The sequence below is a fragment of the Marinomonas maritima genome, from assembly GCF_024435075.2.
Lineage (GTDB): Bacteria > Pseudomonadota > Gammaproteobacteria > Pseudomonadales > Marinomonadaceae > Marinomonas > Marinomonas maritima.
Window position 1 is genome coordinate 123,356 of the sequence record NZ_JAMZEG020000005.1, and the last position, 24,277, is coordinate 147,632.

The window sequence follows — 24,277 nt, forward strand, 5'->3', positions numbered from 1 at the left end:
GCATAAAAAAACGCCCTTTCGGGCGTTAAAAACTCACTGGGAGTGAATATCCTTTTCGTGCTGTTAACCTTTAAGCGGCACCTTCCTCAAGTATCTCAATTCGGTTTTCTTCTACGGCGTGACACGCAATTAAATGTCCTTGTTCTTGGCTTTCTTCGCTGTCTAATCTCAATACTGGCGTTTCGCTGCTGCAGCGGTCGTTTGCATAGCTGCAACGTCCGTGAAAAGCACAGCCAGATGGTGGATTAAGTGGCGAAGGCAGTTCGCCTTCTAGCTTAATACGAACACGGCGCTTATCTGGTGAAAGCTGTGGCGTACTGGAAAGCAAGGCCAATGTGTAAGGGTGCTTTGGATTTTCGAACAGTTGTTTACACGAACCTTGTTCAACCACTTTCCCTAGGTACATCACCATCACATCATCGGCGATGTGTTCCACCACGGACAAGTCGTGGGAAATGAACACATAGCTCAAACCAAACTCTTGCTGTAGATCCATCATCAAGTTCAATACTTGCGCTTGAACCGACACGTCAAGCGCTGACACAGGCTCGTCTGCGACGATGACGTTTGGATCGAGCATAAGGCCGCGAGCGATGGCAATACGCTGACGCTGCCCACCAGAGAACATGTGCGGGTAGCGGTCGTAATGTTCTGTCTTTAGACCCACTTTCGCCATGATAGCGAGGGCTTTCTTTTTGCGTTCAGCTTTAGAAAGCGTGGTATTGATCACCAAAGGTTCTTCTAAAATAGAGCCGATTTTCTTACGCGGATTCAATGAGCCGTAAGGGTTTTGGAAGATGATTTGGATCTTCTGACGTAACTTAGCTTGAGCGTCTGCGCTCAATGTTAGTAAGTCTTCACCTAGGTGAGCCAAGCTACCACCAGTCGGTGTTTCAATCATGGTGAGCATGCGACCAAGGGTGGATTTACCACAGCCAGATTCGCCTACTACTGCAAGGGTTTTGCCTTTTTCAAGGTTGAAGCTAATACCATCAACGGCTTTCACTACTGCGTTTGGTTTGAAGAAGCCTTGTTTTACCTGATAATGCTGTTTTAGATTTTCAGCTTTTAAAATTAATTGGCTATCGGATTGGTTCATGCGGATGGTCTCCCTTCACTGTCCAATGGCGTGTGGCATTTCACTTGGCGATCAAGGTCGCCTTGGTTCGCAGGTTCAACCTTGCGGCAATGGTCTGTCACGTAAGGGCAGCGAGGGCTTAACAAGCAACCCAAAGGACGATCGTATTGACCCGGCACCACACCTGGTAAGGCTTCAAGTCGTGCTTTACCCGCTGCCGATTCTGGTAGCGATGCAAGTAAGGCTTGCGTGTATGGGTGCTTTGGTGTGCTGAATACTTCTGACGCAGGGCCAGATTCAACAATTTGACCAGCGTACATAACAATCACGCGATGAGCGACTTCGGCAACTAGTGCCAAATCGTGAGTAATTAACACCAAACCCATTTGCTTTTGACGTTGTAAGTCGATCAACAAGTCGATGATCTGCGCTTGAATGGTTACGTCAAGCGCCGTAGTCGGCTCGTCAGCGATCAATAGACGTGGATTACAGCCAATGGCCATGGCAATCATCACTCGCTGGCTCATACCGCCTGAGAGCTGATGTGGGTAGTTGTCCAAACGTGACTCTGGCGCTGGGATGCCCACTTGAATTAATAGTTCTATGGCGCGCGCTTTCAGTTCTTTTTTGCTGCCGCCTTGATGGGTTTTCAAGGCTTCAATGATCTGATAACCCACGGTAAAGCAAGGGTTAAGGCTGGTCATCGGATCTTGAAAGATCATCGCAATGTCGGAACCGGTAAGTTTACGACGTTGCTTTTCTGGCATGGCTTGCAGATCTTGGCCATCAAAGGTTAATTGATCTGCACTTACCTTACCGGGGAAATCGATCAAGCCCATGATGGACAAAGAGCTCACACTCTTGCCGGAGCCAGATTCGCCAACGATGCCGAGAACTTCCCCTTCTTCGACCTTGTAACTGATGTTATCCACGGCGCGAAAATTGCCGAAGGTAACGCTTAAATTTTCCAACTGTAACAGTGACATAAAAACCTCTCTTACTGTTTCAACTTGGGATCAAGGGCATCACGTAAGCCATCGCCCATGAGGTTAAACGCCAGTACGGTGATCAAAATCATCAAACCGGGGAAAGTAACTACCCACCACGCGCGCTGTACGAACTGCAACGCATTGGCCAACATAGATCCCCATTCTGGGGTGGGTGGCTGCGCGCCAAGACCCAGAAAGCCCAACGCCGCCATGTCAAGAATCGCACTGGAAAAACCAAGAGTGGCTTGTACGATAAGTGGCGCTAAACAGTTTGGTAAAATACAAACAAACATCAAACGCAATGGACTGGCGCCGATCACGCGAGACGACGTGACGTAATCACGGGACATCTCCGCCATGGTGGCGGCACGAGTCAAACGCACATAATGCGGCAGCGAGACAATGGAAATGGCGAGCGCAGCGTTGACGATGCTTGGCCCTAAAATCGCCACAATGGCAATGGCCAAAAGCAAGCTTGGCATAGCCAACATAATGTCGACGATACGCATAATTGCGGTGTCGATCATGCCTTTGAAATACCCAGCCACAAGACCCAGTAAAATGCCGATTACTAAAGACGCGGTCACGGCCACGATGCCAACCGCAATAGAAAGACGAGAACCATAGATCAAACGCGATAAAATATCGCGGCCTACGTCATCGGTTCCCAGAACAAAAGACCAATTACCGCCTTCTAACCACGCTGGTGGCAACAAAAGCGCATCGCGGTACTGATCGGATGGTGAATGGGGGGCAACAAAGTTGGCGAATACCGCCATGAAGCAAATTATGGTGATAATAACAAGGCCAGCGACGGCGCCTTTGTTAGTACGAAAATAATGCCAAAACTCTTGAAATGGCGTCATGGGTACTGGCGCAGTGACGACGCCGCTGTCCGTTGACGTTTTTATAGAAGTTGTCATAACGTCTCCTTTATCGGCTGTGTCGAATGCGTGGGTTTACAATGCCGTAAGTAATATCTACCAAGAGATTTACGACAATGATGATACAGGCAACAATTAAAATACCGCCTTGTACAACGGGGTAATCACGGCGTCCAATGGATTCGATCAACCATTTACCAATGCCCGGCCAAGCGAACACGGTTTCGGTCAAAATCGCACCAGACAGCAAAATACCGACTTGCAAACCGATCACGGTAATGACAGGAATTAAGGCATTGCGCAGCGCATGAATCACAATGACTCGCCAAGGCGCGATGCCTTTCGCACGAGCCGTTCGAATGTAATCTTCGCTTAGTACTTCCAACATAGAAGAACGGGTCATACGAGCGATTACAGCCATAGGAATTGTGCCGAGGACGATACTGGGCAAAATAAGGTGTGACACGGCGGACGAAAAGGCGCCAGCTTCGTCAGACAACAAAGAGTCGATCAACATGAAGCCAGTGACATTTTCAATCCAATACACCACGTCGATCCGCCCCGAGACGGGCGTCCAGCCGAGGTTGACGGAAAATACCAGCATTAATAACAGTGCCCACCAGAATATGGGCATCGAATAACCAGTGAGAGAAAAAGTCATCACTGAGTGATCAATAAAGGTTCCACGTTTAACCGCTGCAAAAATACCGGCGGGTAAACCAATGAAAATAGCAAAAATAGCGGCACAAGTGGCCAATTCTATAGTGGCGGGAAATAGAGTGAGGAACTCTTTCATCACAGGCTCTCGGGTGATAAGAGAATTGCCTAAGTCTCCTTGTAAAACCCCGGTTACGTAGTGAAAGTATTGAACATATAGCGGCTGATCAAAGCCTAATTGTGCACTAAGCTCGGCATGGCGCTCTGCGCTCACACCGCGTTCTCCGGCCATCACTTCGATGGGGTCTCCGGGAATTAAGCGAATAAGAGTAAAAGTCAGCAAGGTAATTCCGATGAAAGTCGGAATAACGAGGCTTAAGCGACGAAAAATAAATTGGAACATAAAGGGCGGGCTCTCTTGCGATGTTATGTGATCGAGCAAGGTGCTCGGTCAACAAAACACCTACTCGCATCTCAGCGAGTAGGTGTTTCATAGTCCGAAGGACTTACTTCAAAACGTCGATTATTTGCTGACGTTATAGAAGTAGTGACCACCAAGTGGATCGATTTTGTAGCCTTTTACTTCTTTACGAATTGGCTCGTACACGACAGAGTGAGCAATCGTTACCCAAGGCGCTTCGCGTTTGAAAACAACCTGAGCTTCTTCGTAATCTTTAGTACGTTTTGCTTTGTCAGACGTTTGTTTTGCTTTTAGAAGCAAGTTGTTGAACTCTTCGTTACACCATTGTGCACGGTTAGATCCGCCAACAGCATCACACCCTAGCAATACATATAGGAAGTTATCTGGGTCACCATTATCACCAGTCCAACCTAGCAATACCGTATCGTGCTCACCTTTCTTAGAACGGTTTAGGTATTCACCCCATTCGTAAGAAACGATTTCGGCTTTAACGCCAACTTTAGACCAATCCTCTTGCATGATTTCAGCCATACGACGAGCATTTGGGTTGTATGGGCGTTGTACTGGCATTGCCCAGATATTGGTAGAGAAACCATCTGGATAGCCGGCTTCAGCCAATAATTTTTTCGCTTTCACAGGATCGTATGGGTAATCCACGACTTTCTTGTTGTAAGACCACATGGTTGGTGGAATTGGGTTTGTAGCCACTTTACCTGCGCCTTGGAAAACCGCGTTAATGATCGCGTTTTTATCGGTTGCATAGTTTAGAGCTTGGCGAACACGAATGTCAGTAAAAGGTTTTTTCTGTGTGTTGAACGCAAGATAACCGACGTTCAAACCTTCTTGACTCATTAGGTTGATGTTTGGATCAGATTCCATCTGTTTAAGGTCAGCTGGATTCGGGTAAGGCATCACATCACATTCGCCTGCTTTTAGTTTCGCGTAGCGAACAGAAGCGTCTGGAGTGATAGAGAAAACAAGACGATCGATTTTCGCTTTACCTTGCCAGTAGTCTTTAAACGCTGTGTAGCGGATCAAAGAATCTTTTTGATACTGAACTTTTTGGAAAGGACCGGTAGCAACTGGATCAAGATCCAATTTCTCAGGTGTGCCTTTTTTCATGTAGAAATCGGCTTGCTCTTTCGAAAAGATAGACGCAAAGTCCATTGCAAGGTTAGCAATGAAAGGTGCTTCTGGTTTGCTCAAAATGAACTTAACAGTGTAGTCGTCGACTCTCACCATTTTTTTGATCAAAGTGTCCATGCCCATGCCAGTGAAGTACTCATAAGAGCCGCCAGAGACTGTGTGGTAAGGGTTATTTTTGTTGCCCTGACGGTCAAAAGTGAAGATGACATCGTCGGCATTAAAATCACGTGTTGGTGTGAAATCTTTAGAAGTATGGAACTTCACGCCTTTACGCAAATGGAAAGTGTATTCAAGACCGTCGCTAGAGACGTCATAGCTTTCTGCTAAGCCAGGCACTGTTTCTGTTGTGCCCAGTTTGAATTCAAGTAAACGGTTGAACATGTTTTTCGATGTCGCATCGAAAGTGGTACCAGCCGTATAAAATGCAGGGTTAAAGCCTTCAGGGCTACCTTCTGAACAATAAACCAGTGTGGATGCAGCGTGAGCAGAAGTGCCAATTGCTCCAGCCGCCATGAGTGCAAGCGTAAGTTTTGCTAGCCCTTTTTTCATTGAAACTCTCCATTAACGTAATTATATTTCGTGTTAAACACGTGGGAAGTCGAATTAAGGTGTTCGTTACTTTTGTGATTTTTTTTGGCGGGCAAAGAGCCTTCTTTAATTAATATGAGAAACAAACCCCATCCAAACTCCTAGTTTAAATGGGGTTGTTCTGCCTCATCCTTGAGCCCCCTTTAGCCATAGATGGTGGAAGAACCACCAAAAACAGCGTCTTTGAAGATTACTCAAGCCTATCTAAATGACCAATCGAAATAACGATATACCCTATGCATGGAATGAATACCAACTGGCGATAAGGGCTGAAGAGGCTTGTAAACAAAGGTTTTGAAGACAAAGGCGTTATGTAAAAAATGTGGAATAAAAGAGGTCGTTTTTTTTAAGGAGTAAGAAATGTTTCGGTATTTTTATGTAATTTCGACATTTATAGTGTGATTTTGGCTATTAAACGAGAGGTATCAAAGACAATAAATGAGCGACAGAACAAAGAGATAAATAAGCGAATCCTCTAAGATTTTTAAAAAATTCTTAGAGGATTAAATCATGAAGTTAGGCTTTTTTATCGAAGGCTTTCACGAGTACCGATGTGTCTTGGCGACCACGGCCTTCCGCTATGAGATCTTGATAATCTTCATCGACGGCTTGAGTCAGTGGCAGCATTAACCCCATTTTTTCAGCGTGAGCCAAACACAGCCCTAAATCTTTATGCATCCACTCGATGGCGAAGCCAAAATCAAACTCGTCTTTTGACATGGTTTCACCGCGATTCTCTAATTGCCAAGAACCCGCCGCGCCATGTTTTAGGGTATCGACTAACGTAGCGACGTCCAGACCGGCTTTTTGAGCAAAACGAATGCCTTCGGACAAACCAGACAACACGCCACCGATAAGAATCTGGTTGACCATTTTGGCAATTTGGCCATTGCCAACTGGTCCCATTAATGTGCTGGCTTTTGCATAACAATCGAGCACAGGCTGAGCTTTATCTACATCGCTTTTTTCGCCGCCAATCATCACCGTAAGCACACCATTCACAGCACCGGCTTGACCGCCCGAGACAGGTGCGTCCATAAAAAAGAAACCATGTTCTTGGGCTGCTTGATGTAACTCTTTGGCGACCTCTGCCGAAGCGGTTGTGTGGTCGATAAATAACGTGCCTGCTTTGGCGTTTTGAAAAGCGCCATCTAGGCCTAAATAGACGGCGCGTAAATCGTCGTCGTTCCCCACACAAGTTAAAACAATGTCGCTATCTTGTGCTGCAAGCGCGGGTGTCGCTGCGTAAATGCCGGTAAATTCCTTGCACCAGTTTTGGGCTTTTTCTGTCGAGCGGTTGTAGACGGTAACAGCATGTCCCGCTTTGCTAACGTGCCCTGCCATTGGGTAACCCATAGTACCTAGTCCGATGAAGCTGACTTTCATTGTTTTTTCCTTTTGTCTTGGTTCGTTATTGCTAGATCATACGGATTTACTCGTTGATTACGAGGTACAAAAAAGACGAATATCAGGCATACAGAAGGGTGTTTTTAAGTGTTTTTGCACGATTGAGTGGCATTTTCGTTGATATTTGGATAAAGGAGATTCGCCTAAATTTCCTGTGGATAAGTTTGTGCAAGAAAATTTAGACGATGGATTATTTCATTAAAAAGCGAGTATTTGTAAAGAATCGTGCATATATCATACGATTTTCATTCTTTCCTTATCGGCTGCAAGTTATTGCCTGTTTTGTCAAGGGCCATAAGCAAGATTATTTGAAGAAAATACATCTTAAAAATCTAATATTTAATGATTGATTATTTTTTCGTCTTTTATTGAAATTAACTTGATTTTATAAAAAACCATTAAAAAACAATATACTAGCTCTTTATTGCATCTTTAATGAGCATATAAACCGCTTGGGCGAGTTGTTCATTTGCTTTTGTGTCTAAATGCACGCCATCAGCCTCGCTGGGTTGTAAAATGCCAGCTGCATTAAGGAAAATGCAATGGTTATGAATGGCAATATCTTGGTAGTGCTGATGAAAATGTTGTGACTTTTCAACGGCTCCGTCAAAACTTTCCGCCATAGAGCCCGTTGGGGATAAAATATTTGGCGGAGCGATCACCACAAGGCTTGGGTGAGGGAAATCGTGAGAATCTGGCATTCTTGACTTCCCGATCAATTTCTCAACGCCTTTTGCCGCTTCAAAGGCGCCAACATGAAAGTGTCGCTTCAGGTCATTGGTTCCCAACATTAAGATTAAAATATCGACAGGACCGAAGGTTTCTAATGCCGCTTGGAGATACGCTAAGCCATTTCTGCCTTCTAAGAAGGGGTCATTCCAGATAGTAGTTCGGCCTGGTAAACCAAAATTAATGACTTGATGCTGACTGCCTAATAACCCGTTTAGGAGGGTAGGCCAGCGCAAATGTTTAGGGTAGCGTCCACCATTAGGAATGCGCCCCCAAGTGAGAGAATCGCCATAACATAAAATAGTCGCCATGATTTGCTCCTTGCATTCTGTGTGAGTCATTAGATAGTGTAGTTAATGAAGCGTAGGTTTGATCGATAATCGTCGCTATAAAATAGAGATTTCACAATGCGTGTCAGGGTTTGATCATAAAATAGGAATGCGCATAAGAAGAGGCCACCATGACAGTCACCGTATCACCTTCTTTTTCTTCTAAAGATGATATTCACTCGGCGTATTCTCGGCTGAAAAATTTGACTCAGCAAACACCTTTTCCAACGGCAGAAGAGCGTCGACAATGTTTGCAGCGTTTACAAGCGGCATTATTGGATAATGAAGGACCTTTATTAGACGCTTTGCAGTCAGACTTTGGGCATCGTGCTCCGCAAGAGTCAAGACTGCTTGAGCTCATTCCTATTATGGGAGAGATAAAACACGCCAAACGGCATTTATCGAAGTGGATGAAGGCGTCTCGCCGACGTGTGCACATTAGTACGCTACCTGGGAGCGCTAAGGTGCTCTATCAACCTAAAGGCGTAGTAGGAGTGATCTCACCTTGGAACTATCCTGTCTTGCTATCTCTGGGGCCTTTAGTGGGTGCTTTGGCGGCGGGAAATCGGGTGATGATGAAAATGTCGGAGTTCTGTCCAGAAACGAATCGTGTGTTGCGTGACATAGTGAATCAATCACTTGGTGAGAATTGGGCGGAAGTAGTCGAAGGCGAAGCAGAGATTGCCAACGAGTTTAGTCTGTTGCCGTTTGACCATTTGCTGTTTACTGGCTCGACTTTAGTGGGTCACATTATTATGCGCAACGCCGCCAAGCATCTAACGCCAGTCACACTGGAATTAGGCGGTAAATCGCCATTACTTGTAGCGCCTTCTGCCGATTTAAAAGACACTGCGAAAAAGTTGGTGTTTGGCAAAGTCCTTAATGCAGGGCAAACCTGTGTCGCCCCAGATTATGTATTGTGCCATCAGGATCAAAAAACACGCTTGATTGACTATATTAAACAGGAGCTCGCCGCGTATTACCCTGACGGCGTTATGAGCTCCGATTACACCAGTTTGATTAATGTCCGCCAGTTGGATCGCCTGAAAGGTTATCTAGTTGAAGCACGAGCCGCTGGTGTCGAATGTGACAACTTGATGCCGCAAGGGCCGGTAGAAAGTAATGGAAAACTGGCCTTTCATATCGTGCATCAGCCGGACGATGGGTTAAGCGTGATGCAAGACGAGGTATTTGGACCTATATTACCGATTCTGACGTACTCCAATATGGATGAGGCGTTATCGTATATTCAACAAAGACCTCGACCTTTATCAATGTACTTATTTACTCAGCAAAGTGACGATCAGACGCGATGTGAAGAACGCATTGTGAGTGGCAGTTTGGTAATCAACCACACACTCGTTCAAGTGGCACAAGCAGATTTGCCGTTTGGTGGTATTGGGGCGTCTGGAATGGGGGCGTATCATGCTGAAGAAGGTTTCCGCACGTTTTCTCATAGTAAGTCCGTGTTGCGCAAGCGTGGACCAAATACCTTAGCGCTGCTACGACCGCCTTATCGACGAGGAATGCATAAACTGATCGCCAAATACTGGCCTTTTTTATGAGGCTTTATTTCAAAACTCGTTAACACTTTTAAGTTAAGCCAGTGAGGTGATATCTGTACTTTACTGGCTTTTTTATACTCTTTTTTTGCTGCCTTTATTTCCTGTTTATCTTTAATACAATCACGTTTAGTTTTAACGAAGGTTAACTATTACGTTAAACACAGTTCATTTCAAAAGAATTTATGTGGCTTTGTTGGTTATTTATACTCTTCGTTCAATGATCACCTCGATAATGTTAAGGGATGAAATTAATAATGATGAAAACGTATGTGTATCCCACCTTACTTGTGCTCGTCCTATTTACGGTCACTTTTGCCGTTAACTTACAAGCTCCGTTATATGGCGTATATGCTCAAGAAAGTAATGTTGGCTCCGTTGCTGTCACCATTGCATTTGCCGCTTATGTGGCAGGGTTACTACCGACGTTACTTTTCCTCGGAGGACTGTCTGATCGTGTGGGGCGAAAGGTGCCAATTATTATCTCATTAGCCCTAGGGATCGCCGCAACGGCTTTATTAGTGGTGTCGCCAAATTGGGCCAGTCTTTTTGTTGCTCGGCTGCTGCTTGGCGTTGGTACAGGGTTAGCAACAACGTCTGGCGCCGCTTATATGACAGAGCTAGTAGGTGAAAATAAGGCGGGCACTGCCACTGTTCTTGTTACTTCAGCCACCTCTCTTGGCTTTGGCAGCGGGGCATTAGCGACGAGCTTTAGTCTTAGTTTATACGGGCCAACGCTTTTGCCTATTAGCTATATTATTCTCTTTATATTGGGAACGGTGCTCATTATGGCATCGGCTATGATGCCGAAGACAGATAAAACAAAAAGCCTTTCATTGTTTAGACTACCTGTTTTCCCTTCAGGAACATGGGTATATGGACTTGCTATGATGTTATCTTGGGCGACAACAGGCATGATCATTGCCGTCGTCCCTTTAGAGCTGAAGGCATTGAAATTAGACCAGTGGATTGGGTTGGTTATTTTTCTTGGGATATTTGTAGGCTTTCTATGTCAGCCTCTAGCAAGAAAAATAAGCTCGTTTAAGTCGCTCACTTTAGGCCTTATTTTTATTCCTGTCGGTTTTTTTGTGATTATATTAGGGGCTGTTTCTTCTTCAATATCTTTAATTCTTATTGGCTCTTCTATCACCAGCGCGGCAAGTTATGGCTTTCTCTATCTTTCTGCCTTATATGAGTTTGGTTCTAGAGACCCTAAAAATAGAGCGAGAGCCACGGCCGGCTTGTTTATTTATGCCTATGCTGGCTTTTCAATTCCTGTTGTTCTTAGTGGCGTATTAGCCGATCTTTTTGGCGTGATAGTCGCTATGAAAATATTCATGCTTTTTATCACCATTGTGACGGTATTTATTTCGATGTTGTGTTTCTTTAAAAGAAAAAGTGCCAGCTCCCATGTTTTAACATGAGCTTTATCCAATCGTTTGGAAGGTCTATCACTCAATTCATTTTACGCAGGAAAAAAACCAATCTTTACCTTCTTTTACGACCATAAAAAAGCTCATGATGTTGCCATCATGAGCTTTTTTCACGCTTCTATTTTGGTGTTTATTTTAGTTCGTTGAGTCGATTTGCAATTGCATCGATTTCTTTACTCATACGACTAAGGTGACTCGAGTCACTGGCATTACTGCCTGTCAGTTCCTGCAAGCGAGACACAAACATACTCAAATCTTGAGATACTTTTTGTTGTTCTCCAGCGGCTACAGAAATTTGCGTTGCTTGGTCCGTAATTTGCGAGAACGCATCCACCACCTGTTGTAAATGGCTTGCTGTTGATTCTGCAGTTGTTACGGCCCTTTCTGTTTCACTGTGACCAAGCTCCATTGAAGTAACAGACTCCTTAGACGCGACTTGTAAGCGGCCTAGCACCTGCTCAATCTCGACCGCGGAGCTTTCACTTTTCGCAGCAAGGTTTCGAACTTCATCCGCTACCACCGCAAATCCACGACCCGTTTCACCAGCCCTTGCGGCTTCGATAGCGGCGTTTAGTGCCAATAAGTTCGTTTGCTCTGCGATATCCCGGATCACGCCTAGCATGCCATTGGCGCGACGACTGTCTTCGTCGAGTTGGAGGATGTTTGTCTGTGCTTGTTTCATAGCACTGGTTAATGAACGCATGGTTTCAATAACCATATTCATTTCTTTACCACTATTGCGAACGTCCTTATGTATCCGCTCAACGGTAGCTTTGGTTTCGTTGGCGTACATGGCAACATCATGAGATGTGGCACCGAGCTGTTCGGTCGCTGCGGCGAGCGTGATATTTTCATCGCTCAAACTGTTGGCTTTGTTTAAAAAGTCGTTACTAAATTTGCTTAGACGACCCGCATCACCCACTAGGTTCGCGGACTCTATGTGAATCTGCTCAAGTAATTTTTTCAACTTATCGCCATAAGCGTTAACGGCTTGACGTAAATCGCCCAGTTCATTCAACTTACCAACAACCAACTCTTTAGTACTGCCACCATCGGCTAAGTCTTGGATCTGTTGTGTCGTTTGATTGACCTTGCCAAGTAAACTACGGAAGAAGGAAACGGCAATGATGCTAACAATGATTAACAACGCGCCGATCGTTAACATAAGGAACCAACCCATATTTTGGGCCGTTTCTATCATGCGAGCTTTGGGAACGACTAAACCAATCGTCCAGCCTGTTTGAGGATGCTTGAATAAATCAACATAAGCTGCGCCCCCCAAAATCTCATCATTATCAAGAGAGACTACTTGTTTACTACCGGTCAGCTTAACCAACGCGGGTTTTAACCAAGGTAGTTCGCTGCCAAGTTGGCTTGCTGTCAGCATGCTGCCATCACTTTTGACTAATGCGGCTTTGCCTTTTGGAAAACTTAATACTTGTCCCGTTTGGTCAATAGCGAATACATAGCCTTGATTTTCTGTGCCATATTTTTCTAGCGTTTTCGTGATGCCATCCAACATCATGTCGACAGTCGAGACACCGGTGAATTTACTGTCCTCTTTCATTGGAATGGTACAAGTCACCATCGGGATGTTGGTAACGGGATCAATGTAGGCTTCAGACCATGCACAAAGCTTAACCGATGCGGTTTTACCGACCTTGTACCAACCTTCATTATGATACCCAGATCCTGCTGGATCATTGTAATCGTCTAAATAGCTCATTTTAGAGCCATCACGGCCCCAGAAAAAACTGCGACGTTCTGTGCCCTTATTAAAAGCAGAGGGTTCAGGCCAAATACCACCACCAGCGATGCTTTTGTCATCGTGATTATTAATAATGCTGGGAAATACTTTTTTGAAGAGCGCTTCATCTTTAGGAAGTTGAGACCCCGCGAGAGCCAGTGTACTGGTGAGAAGTTGAATTTTTTCCAGCTTCGCGCTGAGTAGCTCACTTAACCCTTGTTGGTTAACGGCGATTTGTTTTTGGCGTTCATCGGTAAGATCGGGCTTTACTTTTACTTCAATGACGAGATAAATACTGGCCAGAGCGAGTAAAAGAATCACGACTAAGCCTATACCTATCTGCTGACTGATTCTAATGGGGGACTTCATAAAAAAACCTCAAACTGTGCAATACATGTACTAAGACAATAGACCGATATAAAGACTCAGAGCAAGTGCATTTTGTACTCAATTTGCGATTGTTATTATTTGCTATTTAGAGCGGACCAATATGAATGAACATTTTATCGCTGACGTAACCGATTTTTTTGTTTAGTACAGTATTTCGACACCTTGATAAGTGAGGGTGCTTAATAAAGCAGGTGCAGGTTGTTGGTCGGTGATAACACAATCATAATCGCTCATTTTCCCCCATAAACAGCGGGATTCTGTGTCGAATTTTGTGCTGTCGATCACTAAAATACGATAGTGGCAATGTTCCACTAACGCTTCTCTGGCCATGACTTCTTCATCAGTAAAATCAAATAAGCTGCCTTGTTTATTGGTTGCTGCCACAGAAAAAATACCAATATCGGCGCGATAGCGTTGGAAAAAACGCATGGCATCGCCGCCAATCACATCTTGGTCACGCATCCGTACACGCCCGCCCGAAATCGTCAGCTCGCAATCGGGGTGTTCACATAAGTTGCGCGCGGCATGCAAGTTAGTCGTCATGACTTGCAGACCTTTAAACGGTGCGAGTTGGCTCGCCACTTCAGCAACACTTGAACCGCTGCCGAGAAAGATCGATTGATAATCCGCAATCTTACTCACACAAAGGTCGGCGATATGTTTTTTGCCCGCGGCATGACGAATCCGTCGTTGGTCAAAGCTGATATTTTCGCGATGAGGAAACGGAATGACTTCGCCGTGGCTACGCAGTATTAGCCCTTTTTCTGTTAATAATCGAATGTCTGAACGAATGGTTTGCACCGAAACCGAAAACTGGTCTGCGACGGCTTGTAACGTCTGTCTTCCTTGTAAATTCACCCATTGGACAATGTCGTGATGTCGCTTGTTCATAGGATTTAGTCCTTTTTAGTGTGTTTTTTTACGTGGCTTTTCGAAACGAAAGAAGATCGGTATTAAACGAAAACTTTTTGTCACTATAGTGTCAAATTGTGTCGGTATTGTTGCAACTCCCTTATCAAAAAGAGAGTTTCCCAATGACCGTCAAGAAGACTTTATTGATATGCGCAGCGGCACTTGCTTTTCCTCTTTCTGCGCAAGCTCAAGAGACGTTGACCCTTTATACCAGTCAGCCAAACAAAGACGCACAAATGACAGTGGACGCTTTTGAAGCGGCAAACCCGAATATCAAAGTGGAATGGGTTCGCGATGGCACCACGAAATTGATGACAAAGTTGCGCGCTGAATTGTCTTCTGGCGTGGTGAAACCTGATGTGTTGTTAATCGCCGACAGCGTGACGATGGAATCCATGGTGTCGGACGGTTATTTAGAATCCTACCTAAGCCCTAACCGTGCAAAATACGAAGACAGCTTGTACAGCGACAAAGGTTATTACTACGGCACAAAATTGATCACGACGGGCATTGTTCGTCATCAAAAAGCACCACAGCAGCCAACGGATTGGTCGGATCTAGCAAAGCCTGACTATAAAAACCAAGTGGCTATGCCAAGCCCACTTTATTCTGGCGCGGCGTTGATCCATTTGGCGACGTTGACGGACGAAAAATCGTTAGGTTGGAATTACTACGAGCAATTGCATACTAATCAAGTGAAAGCTCAAGGTGGCAACGGCGGCGTATTAAAAGCCGTTGCGTCAGGCACAAAACCGTATGGCGTCATTGTGGATTTCTTGGCCATTCGCGAAGCGGCGAAAGGCTCGCCAATCGAGTTTATCTTCCCTAAAACGGGCGTAAGCATGGTGACGGAACCTGTTGCGATTATGAAAGGCGCGAAAAACAAAGCGGCCGCGAAGCGTTTTGTGGATTTTCTATTGTCCAAAGACGGCCAGCAGCTGGTATTGGAGCAAGGTTATTTGCCCGCTCGTGGTGACATCGGCGTCCCAGCCGGCTTTCCTAAGCGTGACGCGATTCGTTTGATGCCATTCGATGCCGCGAAGACCCTAGAAAACAATGAAGTGAATAAAGCCCGCTTCAGCAAGATCTTCGAAGGTTAAGCAGAATGACACCTTCTTTGTTTAAAGCACGTGTTATGGATGGATTGACGATGGACAGCCAGCTTCGCTGGTTGTCCATCGGACTCTTCATCTTGATTGCGACCTTGAGTGTCGTGCCCAGTTTGCGTTTGCTGGTGGAAGCGCTAAGTCATGTTACGTTTTCGGCGTCATCGCCTTTGGCAGAGGTATTACGCAGTGAGCGTACTTGGGTTGCCTTGAGAAACAGTTTTTATACGTCTGGTTTAGGTACCTTGATTGCGGTGATTCTGGGTTGCGGTTTTGGCTTTATTGTCACCTTGACGAACATTCGTGGTCGCGCGATTTGGGTGTTTTGTTTCATGTTGCCGATGATGATCCCACCCCAAGTTACGGCGCTGAGTTGGTTGCAACTGTTTGGACCGGCGAGCCCTATTTTAAACACATTGGGCATGGCGCCAGCGTTAGGCAGCCCACAGCCGATGTATTCAGCAGAAGGCATTGCCTTGTTGTTGGGAATCCAAAGTGCGCCCTTGGTGTATCTCGCGCTTCGAACGCAACTTATTGCATTACCGCAAGACTTAATGGAAGCCGCGCAGTTAGCAAAAGCATCTCAGTGTCGAGTTTGGTTCGACATCATAGTGCCGTTGTGTCGCAGTGCGATTATCGCGGGTGCCGCATTGGCATTTGTGTCGTCACTGGGTAATTTTGGTATTCCTGCAATGCTGGGTATTCCCGCCGGTTACATTGTTTTGCCTACCTTGATTTATCAGCAAATGGCGGGATTCGGTAACGATATGCTGAGCCAAGTGGCTGGGTTATCGATGATCATCGCTTTATTGGTTTTGGCGGGCATGTTGTTACAGCAATGGTTACAGCAACGCAGCCGTTATGCCTTACTGGGTCACACGGCGCAGTCGATTTCATTTCGGCTACAGCGCTGGCGTTTGCCATTGGAAGTGCTGTTGGCCTTGGTACTTTGTTTTATTTTAGTCGCGCCTTTGTTTGCCTTGGTAGTGAGTTCATTGGTGCCCGCTTTGGGCATGCCTCTCACCGCTGATACCATTACTTTTTCTGCGTTTTACGAGATGATCAGCCGCCAAGGTGTGACCGCAAGAGCGTTTGAAAATAGCGTTTTCTTGGCTTTTTCCTGTGCTTTGGTTCTCATGTTGGTGTCCTTGCCTTTGGGCTATTTGTTGATGCGTTTGCCAATGCGCACCAGAGCCGTGATTGCCAGCTTGATCGAAGTGCCTTACGCCATTCCCGGTATTGTCTTGGCGATTGCCTTTATTTTGTTGTTTGCCAAACCCTTGCCGTTTATCCAAGTGAGCCTGTACGGCACCTTGGGCATTATTTTTTTGGCGTACCTTTCTTGCTTTTTGAGTGTGTGCTTGAAGCCAGTATTAAGTGCCATGTCTCAGTTGGATCCTGCGTTAGAAGAAGCCGCTCAGCTGGCTGGAGCAAGACCAATACAGCGTTTGATCGACATTATTTTACCTCTCACGGCACCCGCTTTTTTCGCGGGTGGGTTATTGGTATTTCTTATCTCGATCAATGAACTGACGGTGTCGGCTTTGTTGTGGAGCGCGGGTAACGAAACCTTAGGCGTACTGATTTTTAACCTAGATGAAAGTGGCGACAGCGTACTGGCGTCAGCCATTGCCGTGCTGGTGGTGTTGCTGGTCGCAGGACTGATGAGTCTATTGAGCTTGTTTGCTTCGCGTCTGCCGAAAGGAGTGATTCCATGGCACGATTAATATTAGACAATATCCATAAATCTTTTCATGGCGAGCCCGTTGTTAAGGGCTTGAGTCTGACTATTGAACCTGGCGAATTTGTCGCGCTGCTTGGGCCAAGTGGCTGTGGTAAGTCGACGATTCTAAGAATGTTAGCGGGATTTGAACCGGTTTCCGGCGGACAAATCATTCACGGAGCCGACTGTCTTTCTAGCGCGAGACAGCATGTTCCGACGGAAGACAGAAATTTCGGCATGGTGTTCCAATCTTATGCGCTGTGGCCGCACATGAGCGTCAAAGACAATGTTGGCTATCCGCTTAAAGTGCAAAAAATCAATGTGGCGGAACGCAATAAACGCATTCAAGAAGCCTTGGAAATCGTTCAGCTCGAAGACTACGCCGATCGGTTGCCAGCGCAGCTTAGCGGCGGACAACGTCAGCGTGTGGCCTTGGCTCGAAGCTTGGTGACCGAACCGGATGTGGTGTTATTTGATGAGCCGCTGGCGAACTTAGATCGTCATTTACGTGCCACCATGGAAGAAACCTTCCGCGCGTTTCATAAGCGCACGGGTGCGACCATTGTGTATGTGACGCATGATCAATCCGAAGCTATGTCGTTGGCGGATCACATCGCGGTCTTAAACAAAGGCCAATTAGTGCAATGGGGAACGCCGCAGGAATTGTACGCGACGCCGAAGAACACTTGGTTGGCGAACTTTATTGGTCGAGGTTCCGTGTTGAACGTGGAAGCGGTTGAACCACAGCAATACATTAATAGCGCCGATTTACATCGTTTGATTGCTGGTTATTCACCACAAAAAATCACCAGTAATGTATTGGTTCGACCACAAGATATTGTGTTTGTCGATGCGAGTACCGATGCCAGTCTTGATTCACTTGAAGTGAGCGTGCGCAACTGTATTTTCCGTGGTGAGCGTTATGACATCGAATTAACGCTAGATAATGGCCAGACATTATTGGCTTACAGCGATGTGCCGATGACGCTCAGCAGCAAATGTCATGTTCGTCTTGGGCAAGCTTGGTCGCTTGAGAGTGAATCATGAACGTCAGCATTGATATTCTCAGCGGCGCAGGTCGAAAAACGGCTGCCGCGATTTTGGTCACTTATCAAGCGTCACCTCACGCTAGAACGCTGCGCTTTTTGCTCGATGCTGGTGGCGCGTTAGAAGCGGGTGAAGCCAAGGGCTGGACACAACCCGATAATTTGGATGCCATATTCATTTCCCACGATCACCAAGATCACATGGGCGGGTTAGACGGCGTCGACAGCAAGGTTCCGGTTTATGCGACCTTGTTGGTGCAGAAACAACTACCGAGTCATCTGAATTTACAGACTTTGCCGGTGTGCGGCACGACGGTGGTTGAAGGCATTGACGTCACCACGGGCTCCGCAGGACATTCATTTGGCGGTGTTTGGTTGCATCTCAATATTGGGAAGGGTGTGTTTTACAGTGGTGATTTTAGTCTGGAATCCACTTTATATCCTTTCACTATGCCGCCGAAAGCCAGCATCGCCTTGCTCGATGCGTCTTATGGTTTGTATGACAACTCGTTAGAGCAATGTAAAAGTGCCTTGGTGAATTTTCTCGACGATGAACGAGCGTTACTAATGCCGGTGCCACAAAGCGGCCGCGCATTAGAAATTGCGTGCTGGCTTACGTCTTTTGGTTTCGACGATTGGACATTGGGCGACGATTGTTTGTCGCCAGAGTCGGCTTTGTCCGCGCCAATAGAAGGTATTTGCACCGAGGTTCGTCCTATTTTAGAACGTATTAAGCGTCAGCCGTTTAACCCAAACGCCAAAGTGGTGTTATGCGGTGACCCTGATGGCATGAGTGGCGAAGCGGAAGTGTTACTGCAGCAGCCCGAGCGTTATTTGCCCGTTTATACCGGACACCTTCCTGAACACGCGCGCCAGGCTGTTAGTGAAGACAAGGCACATTTTGTCCGTTGGAACGTGCATCCTCGAAAGCGAGACTTAAAACGCCTTGTCGATCATCTAGAGTGCGATGTGTGTTCGCCTCTTTTTCACCATATGAAAGATCTAAATGAATGGCGACAGGCTCTTGGCCCAAGCGTCACTGCAGATTCTTATACTGAGTTAGATTATACAGAGTTAGATTATGACCTTACTGTCTAAGCCTTTTGTCTTTGCTCGTCATGCGCAAAGCGAGTACAACGCCGCATTTCGCATTGGTGGTTTTACCGACAGCCCATTGAGTGAAAAAGGCATACAACAAGCCCAACAAGCAGCGCCGATTCTGAATGCTATTGGGTGGAGCGCGGTGATTACCAGCACGCTGCAACGCACTCAACAAACGGCGTTTCATGCGGTGCCTGAACACGCCATTTTACCCTACGAGCAGCTTAAAGAACGTAATTGGGGGGACTTAGAAGGTTGTCCTATTGAGCAGCAACTAGCCTATGAAATCACGCCGCCCAATGGTGAATCTTGGCATGACTTTGAAACCCGTGTTATCAGCACGCTAAACACCATTTTAAGTGAACACGACTGGCCGTTAATCATTGCGCATTCGGGCGTGTACCGCGTGTTGAATAACGTGATTAATGGCACACCGTATTGCCCCAGAATTGGTAACGTTACCCCCATTTCTTTCGCCCCCAGCCAAGATGAAAACGGCTGGACTATCTCCCCTTTTAAAGGAAATTTCGTATGACTCCAAACGCCGTTATTGTTGATTTAGATGGCACCCTTGCTGAATTTGATCACACCCAAGTTGCCCATTGGGTATTGGGCGCTGAAAAGCATTGGGACCCATTTTTCGAGCACATGAAACATGCGCCAGTGATCGAAGATGTCTTGCGTTTGGTAAATATTCTCAAGCAACAAGGTCAACATATTTTAATTTGCAGTGGTCGCCCAGAATCTCATAAGCAACATTCGATTGATTGGATTCAAAAACACAATATACCGTGCGATGGTATGTATTTGCGTCCTGATAATGCCGACGCTGTGCCTGATGAAGAAGTCAAAAAAGCCTTGTTAGAGCAAATTCATCGCGATGGTTTTTCGCCTTGGCTGGTTTTAGATGATCGCGATGCAGTGGTACAAGGCTGGCGTAATTTGGGACTGACTTGCTTACAGTGCGCGCCGGGGGACTTTTAACCGCTGCGTGCAATGGCGTTTTTGACGTGCTAACCTTTCCTAAATTTAAATCGGAAAGGTTCACTTCGTACCATGAAAACTCTACTCGCAATTTTTTTTATTGTGGCGGTGGTTGGCTGTAGTAAAAAAGAGCTATACGGCAATTTACAATACAGCCATGCCAGTTCGTGTGACCGCTTAAAATCGACCCAATACGATGATTGCATGAGTCAATACAATGACTCGTATGAGGACTATACCCAAAAACGCACAGGTACATTTAATAAATAGAATGATGTGCCCCGTGTTTCGTCAAAAACCAACACCTTGTTAGTGATCATCGTTTGGGAAAGTATGGGTACATTGACGAAAGGTTATGTTGTATGTCTTGGCTACATGGATTGTGTGCCTTGGTGAGTCATCGTTGTTCTAGAAAATCGTGTCCAGTCGCCTGCTTCCATGTAGGGCGCGTTGTCTAAAGATTTGTTGTAAAGGTAAATCCAGCCTCGACCATACGGCGAAAAAATACGTTTTCGAATGTACATTGAAGTGTCTACCGCATTTGGATCGTAGCCTTCAAGCCGATCAAGTTCTTCTAAAATCTCATCCGATACGTCATACCATTCCACCCGAATTCGACCACCGTCGTCATGGGTTGATACAATGCCTGGGAAATCGCCTAAATTGTGCATACGGAAGCCCGTCAACCAGCCAAGACCGATGCGTTTGCATTCCGAAATTAACGTATGATTGTTTAAACCTTCGCGAAGAGTTCCATATACAGCGACAATGTTGGTGGGCATGTTGAATTCCATCTTATAGCTATCAAAGTGCACACGATGGACTTGCTTAGAGTGCATTTCAAGCTCTGTAGAGGGAAATTACATTGCCATGACACAACCTTGATGTATTCATGAAACTACGAGCCCTGAGACGCAGTTTTGTAAGCAGATCTGTTCATCAGCAGTGGTTTTTTTCATGGTCGAGTAACCAGCGCTTTCGTTCTAATCCGCCTGCGTATCCGGTTAAACTGCCGTCTTTGCCAATCACCCGATGGCAAGGAATGACAATGGCAATGCGATTCATACCATTAGCGCGAGCGACAGCTCGAACCGCTTTGGGGTTATTTAAGCGTGTGGCTTGTTCTTGATAACTTGCGGTTTCGCCATAAGGAATTGTGCCAAGCGCTTGCCAGACGCCATTCTGAAAGTCGGTGCCAGGCGTGTGAAGCGGCACGGTGAAATGTTGTCGGTTGCCTAAGAAGTATTCTTCTAACTCTTGTTTGAGTTGCTTCGTATGTGCGTTTTCACCCGCGACAATAGGGGCTTTTAGACGACGCTGTAAATCTTCAAATTCGGTTTCTAACATGCGTCGATCAACAAATTCTAGCAAGCAAATACCGTCGTCCGTGGCGCACACAAACATAGGACCAATCGGTGTGGTAAGTCGGTCGATTAGAATCACTGGATTCTCCAAATTAAGGGTCGGCGAATGGCCGAGTATTTTTTTAAAAGTGTAACCGAAACCACTCAAAGAGTCGTAGCCTGAATCCAATGCAGCGTTAGTCGCACTTTTCCCTGTTTTCAATTCCTGAAACGCATAATTAATACGATACATGCGCTGAAAGGTTTGAAACGTCATGCCGTAATGTTGATTAAACCAACGTCGAACAAAGATCGGTCGTATGTTGGCTTCTCTTAATTGCTGATCGGTGATTTTTGCTTTGGTGCAGTCTCGTACCAAATCCATTGCGGCTTTCACTTCATCAGGTGCTTCATGCGCATTCTCTGTTGGACGGCAGACTTTACAAGGACGAAATCCGGCGTCCATTGCGTCTTTAAAATGAGTATAAAACAGTACGTTCTCACGCTTTGGTTTACGGGCTCGACACGTCGCAATACAAAAAATCGACGTGGTTTTGACGCCGACAAAAAACACACCCACGTAACTAGGTTCTCGACTCAACAAGGCTTGATAATAACCGTCGGCTTGCTTCTCATTTGTTATTAACATGTTTTTGTCCGTTGCTGGTTATCAGTTTAAATGCCACTGAGTCAGGTTAGCGTGATTTACTTGTTCGCAACAACCGAAAACTGGACGAGCATTTTTAATTTTCTATCGAAGAGCATGTTTAGTTAAATAGCGTGAAGAATCCTTTGTCACTCTGTCTGATACTCCTTATTATTCGTTCTCTCTTTTGATACTTTTCTGACTCGCATACGGGTCTTTTTAGGACGATGTTATGGATTACAGTCTATTTACCATTTCACTTTTGATTGGAACGGGGTTTATTGCTGGCATTATAAATACACTGGCGGGTGGCGGTTCTAATTTAACGTTACCGGCGTTAATGGTCATGGGCATGCCTGCCGACATCGCCAATGCGACCAATCGCGTTGGCGTGTTCTTACAGAATGTCACCGCCACATTTGGTTTTCGCCAAGCCAAAAAGCTCGACACTGCGGACATCATGCCGGTGATGATTCCGTCTTTATTGGGTGGCGTGGTCGGTGCGTTTGCCGCGAGTTACGCACCCGAAACATGGCTTAAGCCGCTGTTGCTAAGCGCGATGATCGGCATGACGTTAATTATGATCATTCGTCCTACCTTAATCGCTCCGCCAGAAGGCACTGTACCTTTTAAAGTAAGTGAAAAGCCGAGCGCGTGGATCGCTCTGTTTATTGCCGGTATTTACGGTGGATTTGTCCAAGCGGGGGTGGGTTTTATTTTAATTGCAGCGCTAGCAGGCACATTGCGCTACGACCTTGTTCGCACCAATGCGTTAAAAATGGTCTGTACACTGGGCTTCACTGCACTGGCGTTGGGGGTGTTTATCTGGAATGACCAAATCCTCTGGATTCCCGGTTTAATACTCGCTTCTGGCACCATGTTAGGTTCTTATCTTGCGGTAAAAATGGCGATTAAAGCCAACCCAAATCACCTCAAATGGTTCCTTTTCATCATGACGGTGTGTGGCAGTGCCGCGGCGTTATTGAGTGATTGACTATTTGTATTCTGAATAAAGGATAAGCCATCAATGTACGCACCAAAACATTTCGAAGTGAAGGATCAAGCTGAGTTGCTTGAATTTATTAACGCATTTCCTTTCGCTTCCCTAGTGACCAATGGCACAGAGGGCTTAAACGCCGATCATATACCTATGAGGGTTCACGTCGATGCTGACAGCAAAGTGTTCCTACAGGGACACATCGCCAAAGCAAATACACTTTGGCAAAAAGTCGCGAACAAAGCCGATGTGTTGGTCATATTCCAAGGTGAGAATGCCTATATCTCACCCAACTGGTACCCATCGAAACAACGTGATGGCAAAGCCGTCCCTACGTGGAACTATCAAGCTGTTCATGTCAAAGGCTCAATCGAATTCATTCATGACGTTGAGTGGAAACTGGCACTGTTAGAAAAACTCACCAACATACATGAGCAAACCCAGTCTGCCCCTTGGTCAATGTCCGATGCACCACAGGAATACATAGATAGACTGCAAGCTGCTGTTGTTGGAGTAGAAATAGAAGTGACGGACATACAAGGTAAATTCAAACTCAGCCAAAACCAAAGTGATGAGAATAAAAGTGGTGTACGAGAGGGTTTAACCACAACAAAGCATTCTATGGCGGAGCTGATTCAAAAGGTTAATTAATTTTATCTCTGTCCATTATCTAAGGCTACTTTTCAATGCTAAAGGCGGCATTTTACAAGGCGCAGTCAGCTCTATTTTGTATCTCTCATTGAAGTCAATTCATTTATCTTGTCTATGTTGAAAGGCCGCTAGGTTCAGGGATAAATAAAAAAATGCACATTTTTTGCTTATTTTTATAAAAAAGGGCATATTACGAGAGTGGTTGAATCAAATTGGTGCAACCAGCTAAAGGTTTGATTTTAAGTGCATGATTCAAATCGTATTTTTATGTCCGGCATCATTTCTTATACATAGATACCCTAAGGATATTTTATAGAATAAATAGTAAGTAGCTCGATCACTTTTTATTCTATAAAACTTCCAATTATCTATGACGCCTTTTAGGCGCTGTCGAAAGTCATCACCATG

Annotated in this window: 21 protein-coding genes; 10 read left to right on the forward strand and 11 right to left on the reverse strand. The window is 45.7% G+C overall.

The genetic code is table 11. From position 1 onward, the window contains the following. Nucleotides 1–70 precede the first annotated feature (70 nt). The 7 genes from M3I01_RS17975 to M3I01_RS18005 form a co-directional block, all read right to left on the reverse strand. On the reverse strand, nucleotides 71–1,099 hold the full coding sequence (locus M3I01_RS17975; RefSeq protein ID WP_255897318.1) for a peptide ABC transporter ATP-binding protein: 1,029 nt from the start codon (nucleotides 1,097–1,099) through the stop codon (nucleotides 71–73). Further along, complete coding sequence (gene dppD / locus M3I01_RS17980) at nucleotides 1,096–2,064, reverse strand: dipeptide ABC transporter ATP-binding protein (RefSeq protein ID WP_275565231.1); 969 nt, start codon at nucleotides 2,062–2,064, stop codon at nucleotides 1,096–1,098. Before dppD ends, M3I01_RS17975 begins: the two co-directional genes overlap by 4 nt. A gap of 11 nt (nucleotides 2,065–2,075) precedes the next feature. After that, on the reverse strand, nucleotides 2,076–2,990 hold the full coding sequence (dppC, locus tag M3I01_RS17985) for a dipeptide ABC transporter permease DppC (protein ID WP_317133940.1): 915 nt from the start codon (nucleotides 2,988–2,990) through the stop codon (nucleotides 2,076–2,078). Between the two features lie 10 nt (nucleotides 2,991–3,000). Next, nucleotides 3,001–4,011, reverse strand: a complete 1,011-nt coding sequence (locus M3I01_RS17990) for an ABC transporter permease subunit (protein WP_275565232.1) — start codon at nucleotides 4,009–4,011, stop codon at nucleotides 3,001–3,003. A 120-nt stretch (nucleotides 4,012–4,131) separates the two neighbouring features. Continuing rightward, nucleotides 4,132–5,724 (reverse strand): ABC transporter substrate-binding protein, encoded by a 1,593-nt coding sequence (locus M3I01_RS17995; RefSeq protein ID WP_255897329.1) that lies wholly within the window; start codon nucleotides 5,722–5,724, stop codon nucleotides 4,132–4,134. A 555-nt stretch (nucleotides 5,725–6,279) separates the two neighbouring features. After that, nucleotides 6,280–7,149, reverse strand: a complete 870-nt coding sequence (locus M3I01_RS18000; RefSeq protein ID WP_255897330.1) for an NAD(P)-dependent oxidoreductase — start codon at nucleotides 7,147–7,149, stop codon at nucleotides 6,280–6,282. 434 nt (nucleotides 7,150–7,583) lie between these two features. Beyond that, nucleotides 7,584–8,210 (reverse strand): SGNH/GDSL hydrolase family protein, encoded by a 627-nt coding sequence (locus M3I01_RS18005; protein ID WP_255897331.1) that lies wholly within the window; start codon nucleotides 8,208–8,210, stop codon nucleotides 7,584–7,586. Nucleotides 8,211–8,359: 149 nt separating this feature from the next. Between M3I01_RS18005 and M3I01_RS18010 the strand changes: the two genes are divergently transcribed. Together M3I01_RS18010 and M3I01_RS18015 are read left to right on the forward strand one after the other, a co-directional pair. Then, the gene (locus M3I01_RS18010) at nucleotides 8,360–9,793 is read left to right on the forward strand and encodes a coniferyl aldehyde dehydrogenase (protein WP_255897332.1); all 1,434 of its coding nucleotides are present in this window, start codon (nucleotides 8,360–8,362) and stop codon (nucleotides 9,791–9,793) included. Nucleotides 9,794–10,047: 254 nt separating this feature from the next. Beyond that, nucleotides 10,048–11,214, forward strand: a complete 1,167-nt coding sequence (locus M3I01_RS18015; RefSeq protein WP_255897333.1) for an MFS transporter — start codon at nucleotides 10,048–10,050, stop codon at nucleotides 11,212–11,214. Between the two features lie 139 nt (nucleotides 11,215–11,353). Here M3I01_RS18015 and M3I01_RS18020 read toward each other — a convergent pair whose 3' ends face one another. Together M3I01_RS18020 and M3I01_RS18025 are read right to left on the reverse strand one after the other, a co-directional pair. Continuing rightward, on the reverse strand, nucleotides 11,354–13,339 hold the full coding sequence (locus M3I01_RS18020; RefSeq protein WP_275565233.1) for a methyl-accepting chemotaxis protein: 1,986 nt from the start codon (nucleotides 13,337–13,339) through the stop codon (nucleotides 11,354–11,356). Nucleotides 13,340–13,501: 162 nt separating this feature from the next. Beyond that, nucleotides 13,502–14,251, reverse strand: a complete 750-nt coding sequence (locus M3I01_RS18025; protein ID WP_255897337.1) for a DeoR/GlpR family DNA-binding transcription regulator — start codon at nucleotides 14,249–14,251, stop codon at nucleotides 13,502–13,504. A gap of 143 nt (nucleotides 14,252–14,394) precedes the next feature. Here M3I01_RS18025 and M3I01_RS18030 point away from each other — a divergent pair, with 143 nt between their 5' ends. From M3I01_RS18030 to M3I01_RS18055, 6 genes are read left to right on the forward strand one after another with little or no spacing between them, the layout of a single operon-like run. Continuing rightward, nucleotides 14,395–15,372 (forward strand): ABC transporter substrate-binding protein, encoded by a 978-nt coding sequence (locus tag M3I01_RS18030; protein ID WP_255897338.1) that lies wholly within the window; start codon nucleotides 14,395–14,397, stop codon nucleotides 15,370–15,372. A gap of 50 nt (nucleotides 15,373–15,422) precedes the next feature. After that, on the forward strand, nucleotides 15,423–17,105 hold the full coding sequence (locus tag M3I01_RS18035; protein WP_275565250.1) for an ABC transporter permease: 1,683 nt from the start codon (nucleotides 15,423–15,425) through the stop codon (nucleotides 17,103–17,105). After that, nucleotides 17,093–18,148 (forward strand): ABC transporter ATP-binding protein, encoded by a 1,056-nt coding sequence (locus M3I01_RS18040; protein WP_255897340.1) that lies wholly within the window; start codon nucleotides 17,093–17,095, stop codon nucleotides 18,146–18,148. The genes M3I01_RS18035 and M3I01_RS18040 overlap by 13 nt, the downstream gene beginning before the upstream one ends. Then, entirely contained in the window at nucleotides 18,145–19,245 is a 1,101-nt protein-coding gene (locus M3I01_RS18045) for an MBL fold metallo-hydrolase (RefSeq protein WP_255897344.1), read from the forward strand. The genes M3I01_RS18040 and M3I01_RS18045 overlap by 4 nt, the downstream gene beginning before the upstream one ends. Beyond that, nucleotides 19,229–19,783, forward strand: coding sequence for a histidine phosphatase family protein (locus tag M3I01_RS18050; RefSeq protein WP_255897345.1), 555 nt, complete (start codon nucleotides 19,229–19,231; stop codon nucleotides 19,781–19,783). Before M3I01_RS18045 ends, M3I01_RS18050 begins: the two co-directional genes overlap by 17 nt. Beyond that, on the forward strand, nucleotides 19,780–20,232 hold the full coding sequence (locus M3I01_RS18055; RefSeq protein WP_255897346.1) for a phosphatase domain-containing protein: 453 nt from the start codon (nucleotides 19,780–19,782) through the stop codon (nucleotides 20,230–20,232). Before M3I01_RS18050 ends, M3I01_RS18055 begins: the two co-directional genes overlap by 4 nt. Before the next feature lie 371 nt (nucleotides 20,233–20,603). On the opposite strand, the gene M3I01_RS18060 is transcribed toward M3I01_RS18055, so the two are convergent. Together M3I01_RS18060 and M3I01_RS18065 are read right to left on the reverse strand one after the other, a co-directional pair. Further along, the gene (locus tag M3I01_RS18060; protein WP_255897347.1) at nucleotides 20,604–21,014 is read right to left on the reverse strand and encodes a gamma-glutamylcyclotransferase family protein; all 411 of its coding nucleotides are present in this window, start codon (nucleotides 21,012–21,014) and stop codon (nucleotides 20,604–20,606) included. 157 nt (nucleotides 21,015–21,171) lie between these two features. Then, entirely contained in the window at nucleotides 21,172–22,224 is a 1,053-nt protein-coding gene (locus M3I01_RS18065) for a bifunctional transcriptional activator/DNA repair enzyme AdaA (RefSeq protein WP_275565234.1), read from the reverse strand. A 229-nt stretch (nucleotides 22,225–22,453) separates the two neighbouring features. Between M3I01_RS18065 and M3I01_RS18070 the strand changes: the two genes are divergently transcribed. Together M3I01_RS18070 and M3I01_RS18075 are read left to right on the forward strand one after the other, a co-directional pair. Next, nucleotides 22,454–23,215, forward strand: a complete 762-nt coding sequence (locus tag M3I01_RS18070; protein WP_275565235.1) for a sulfite exporter TauE/SafE family protein — start codon at nucleotides 22,454–22,456, stop codon at nucleotides 23,213–23,215. Nucleotides 23,216–23,248: 33 nt separating this feature from the next. Continuing rightward, the gene (locus M3I01_RS18075; RefSeq protein WP_255897350.1) at nucleotides 23,249–23,869 is read left to right on the forward strand and encodes an FMN-binding negative transcriptional regulator; all 621 of its coding nucleotides are present in this window, start codon (nucleotides 23,249–23,251) and stop codon (nucleotides 23,867–23,869) included. Nucleotides 23,870–24,277: the final 408 nt, after the last annotated feature.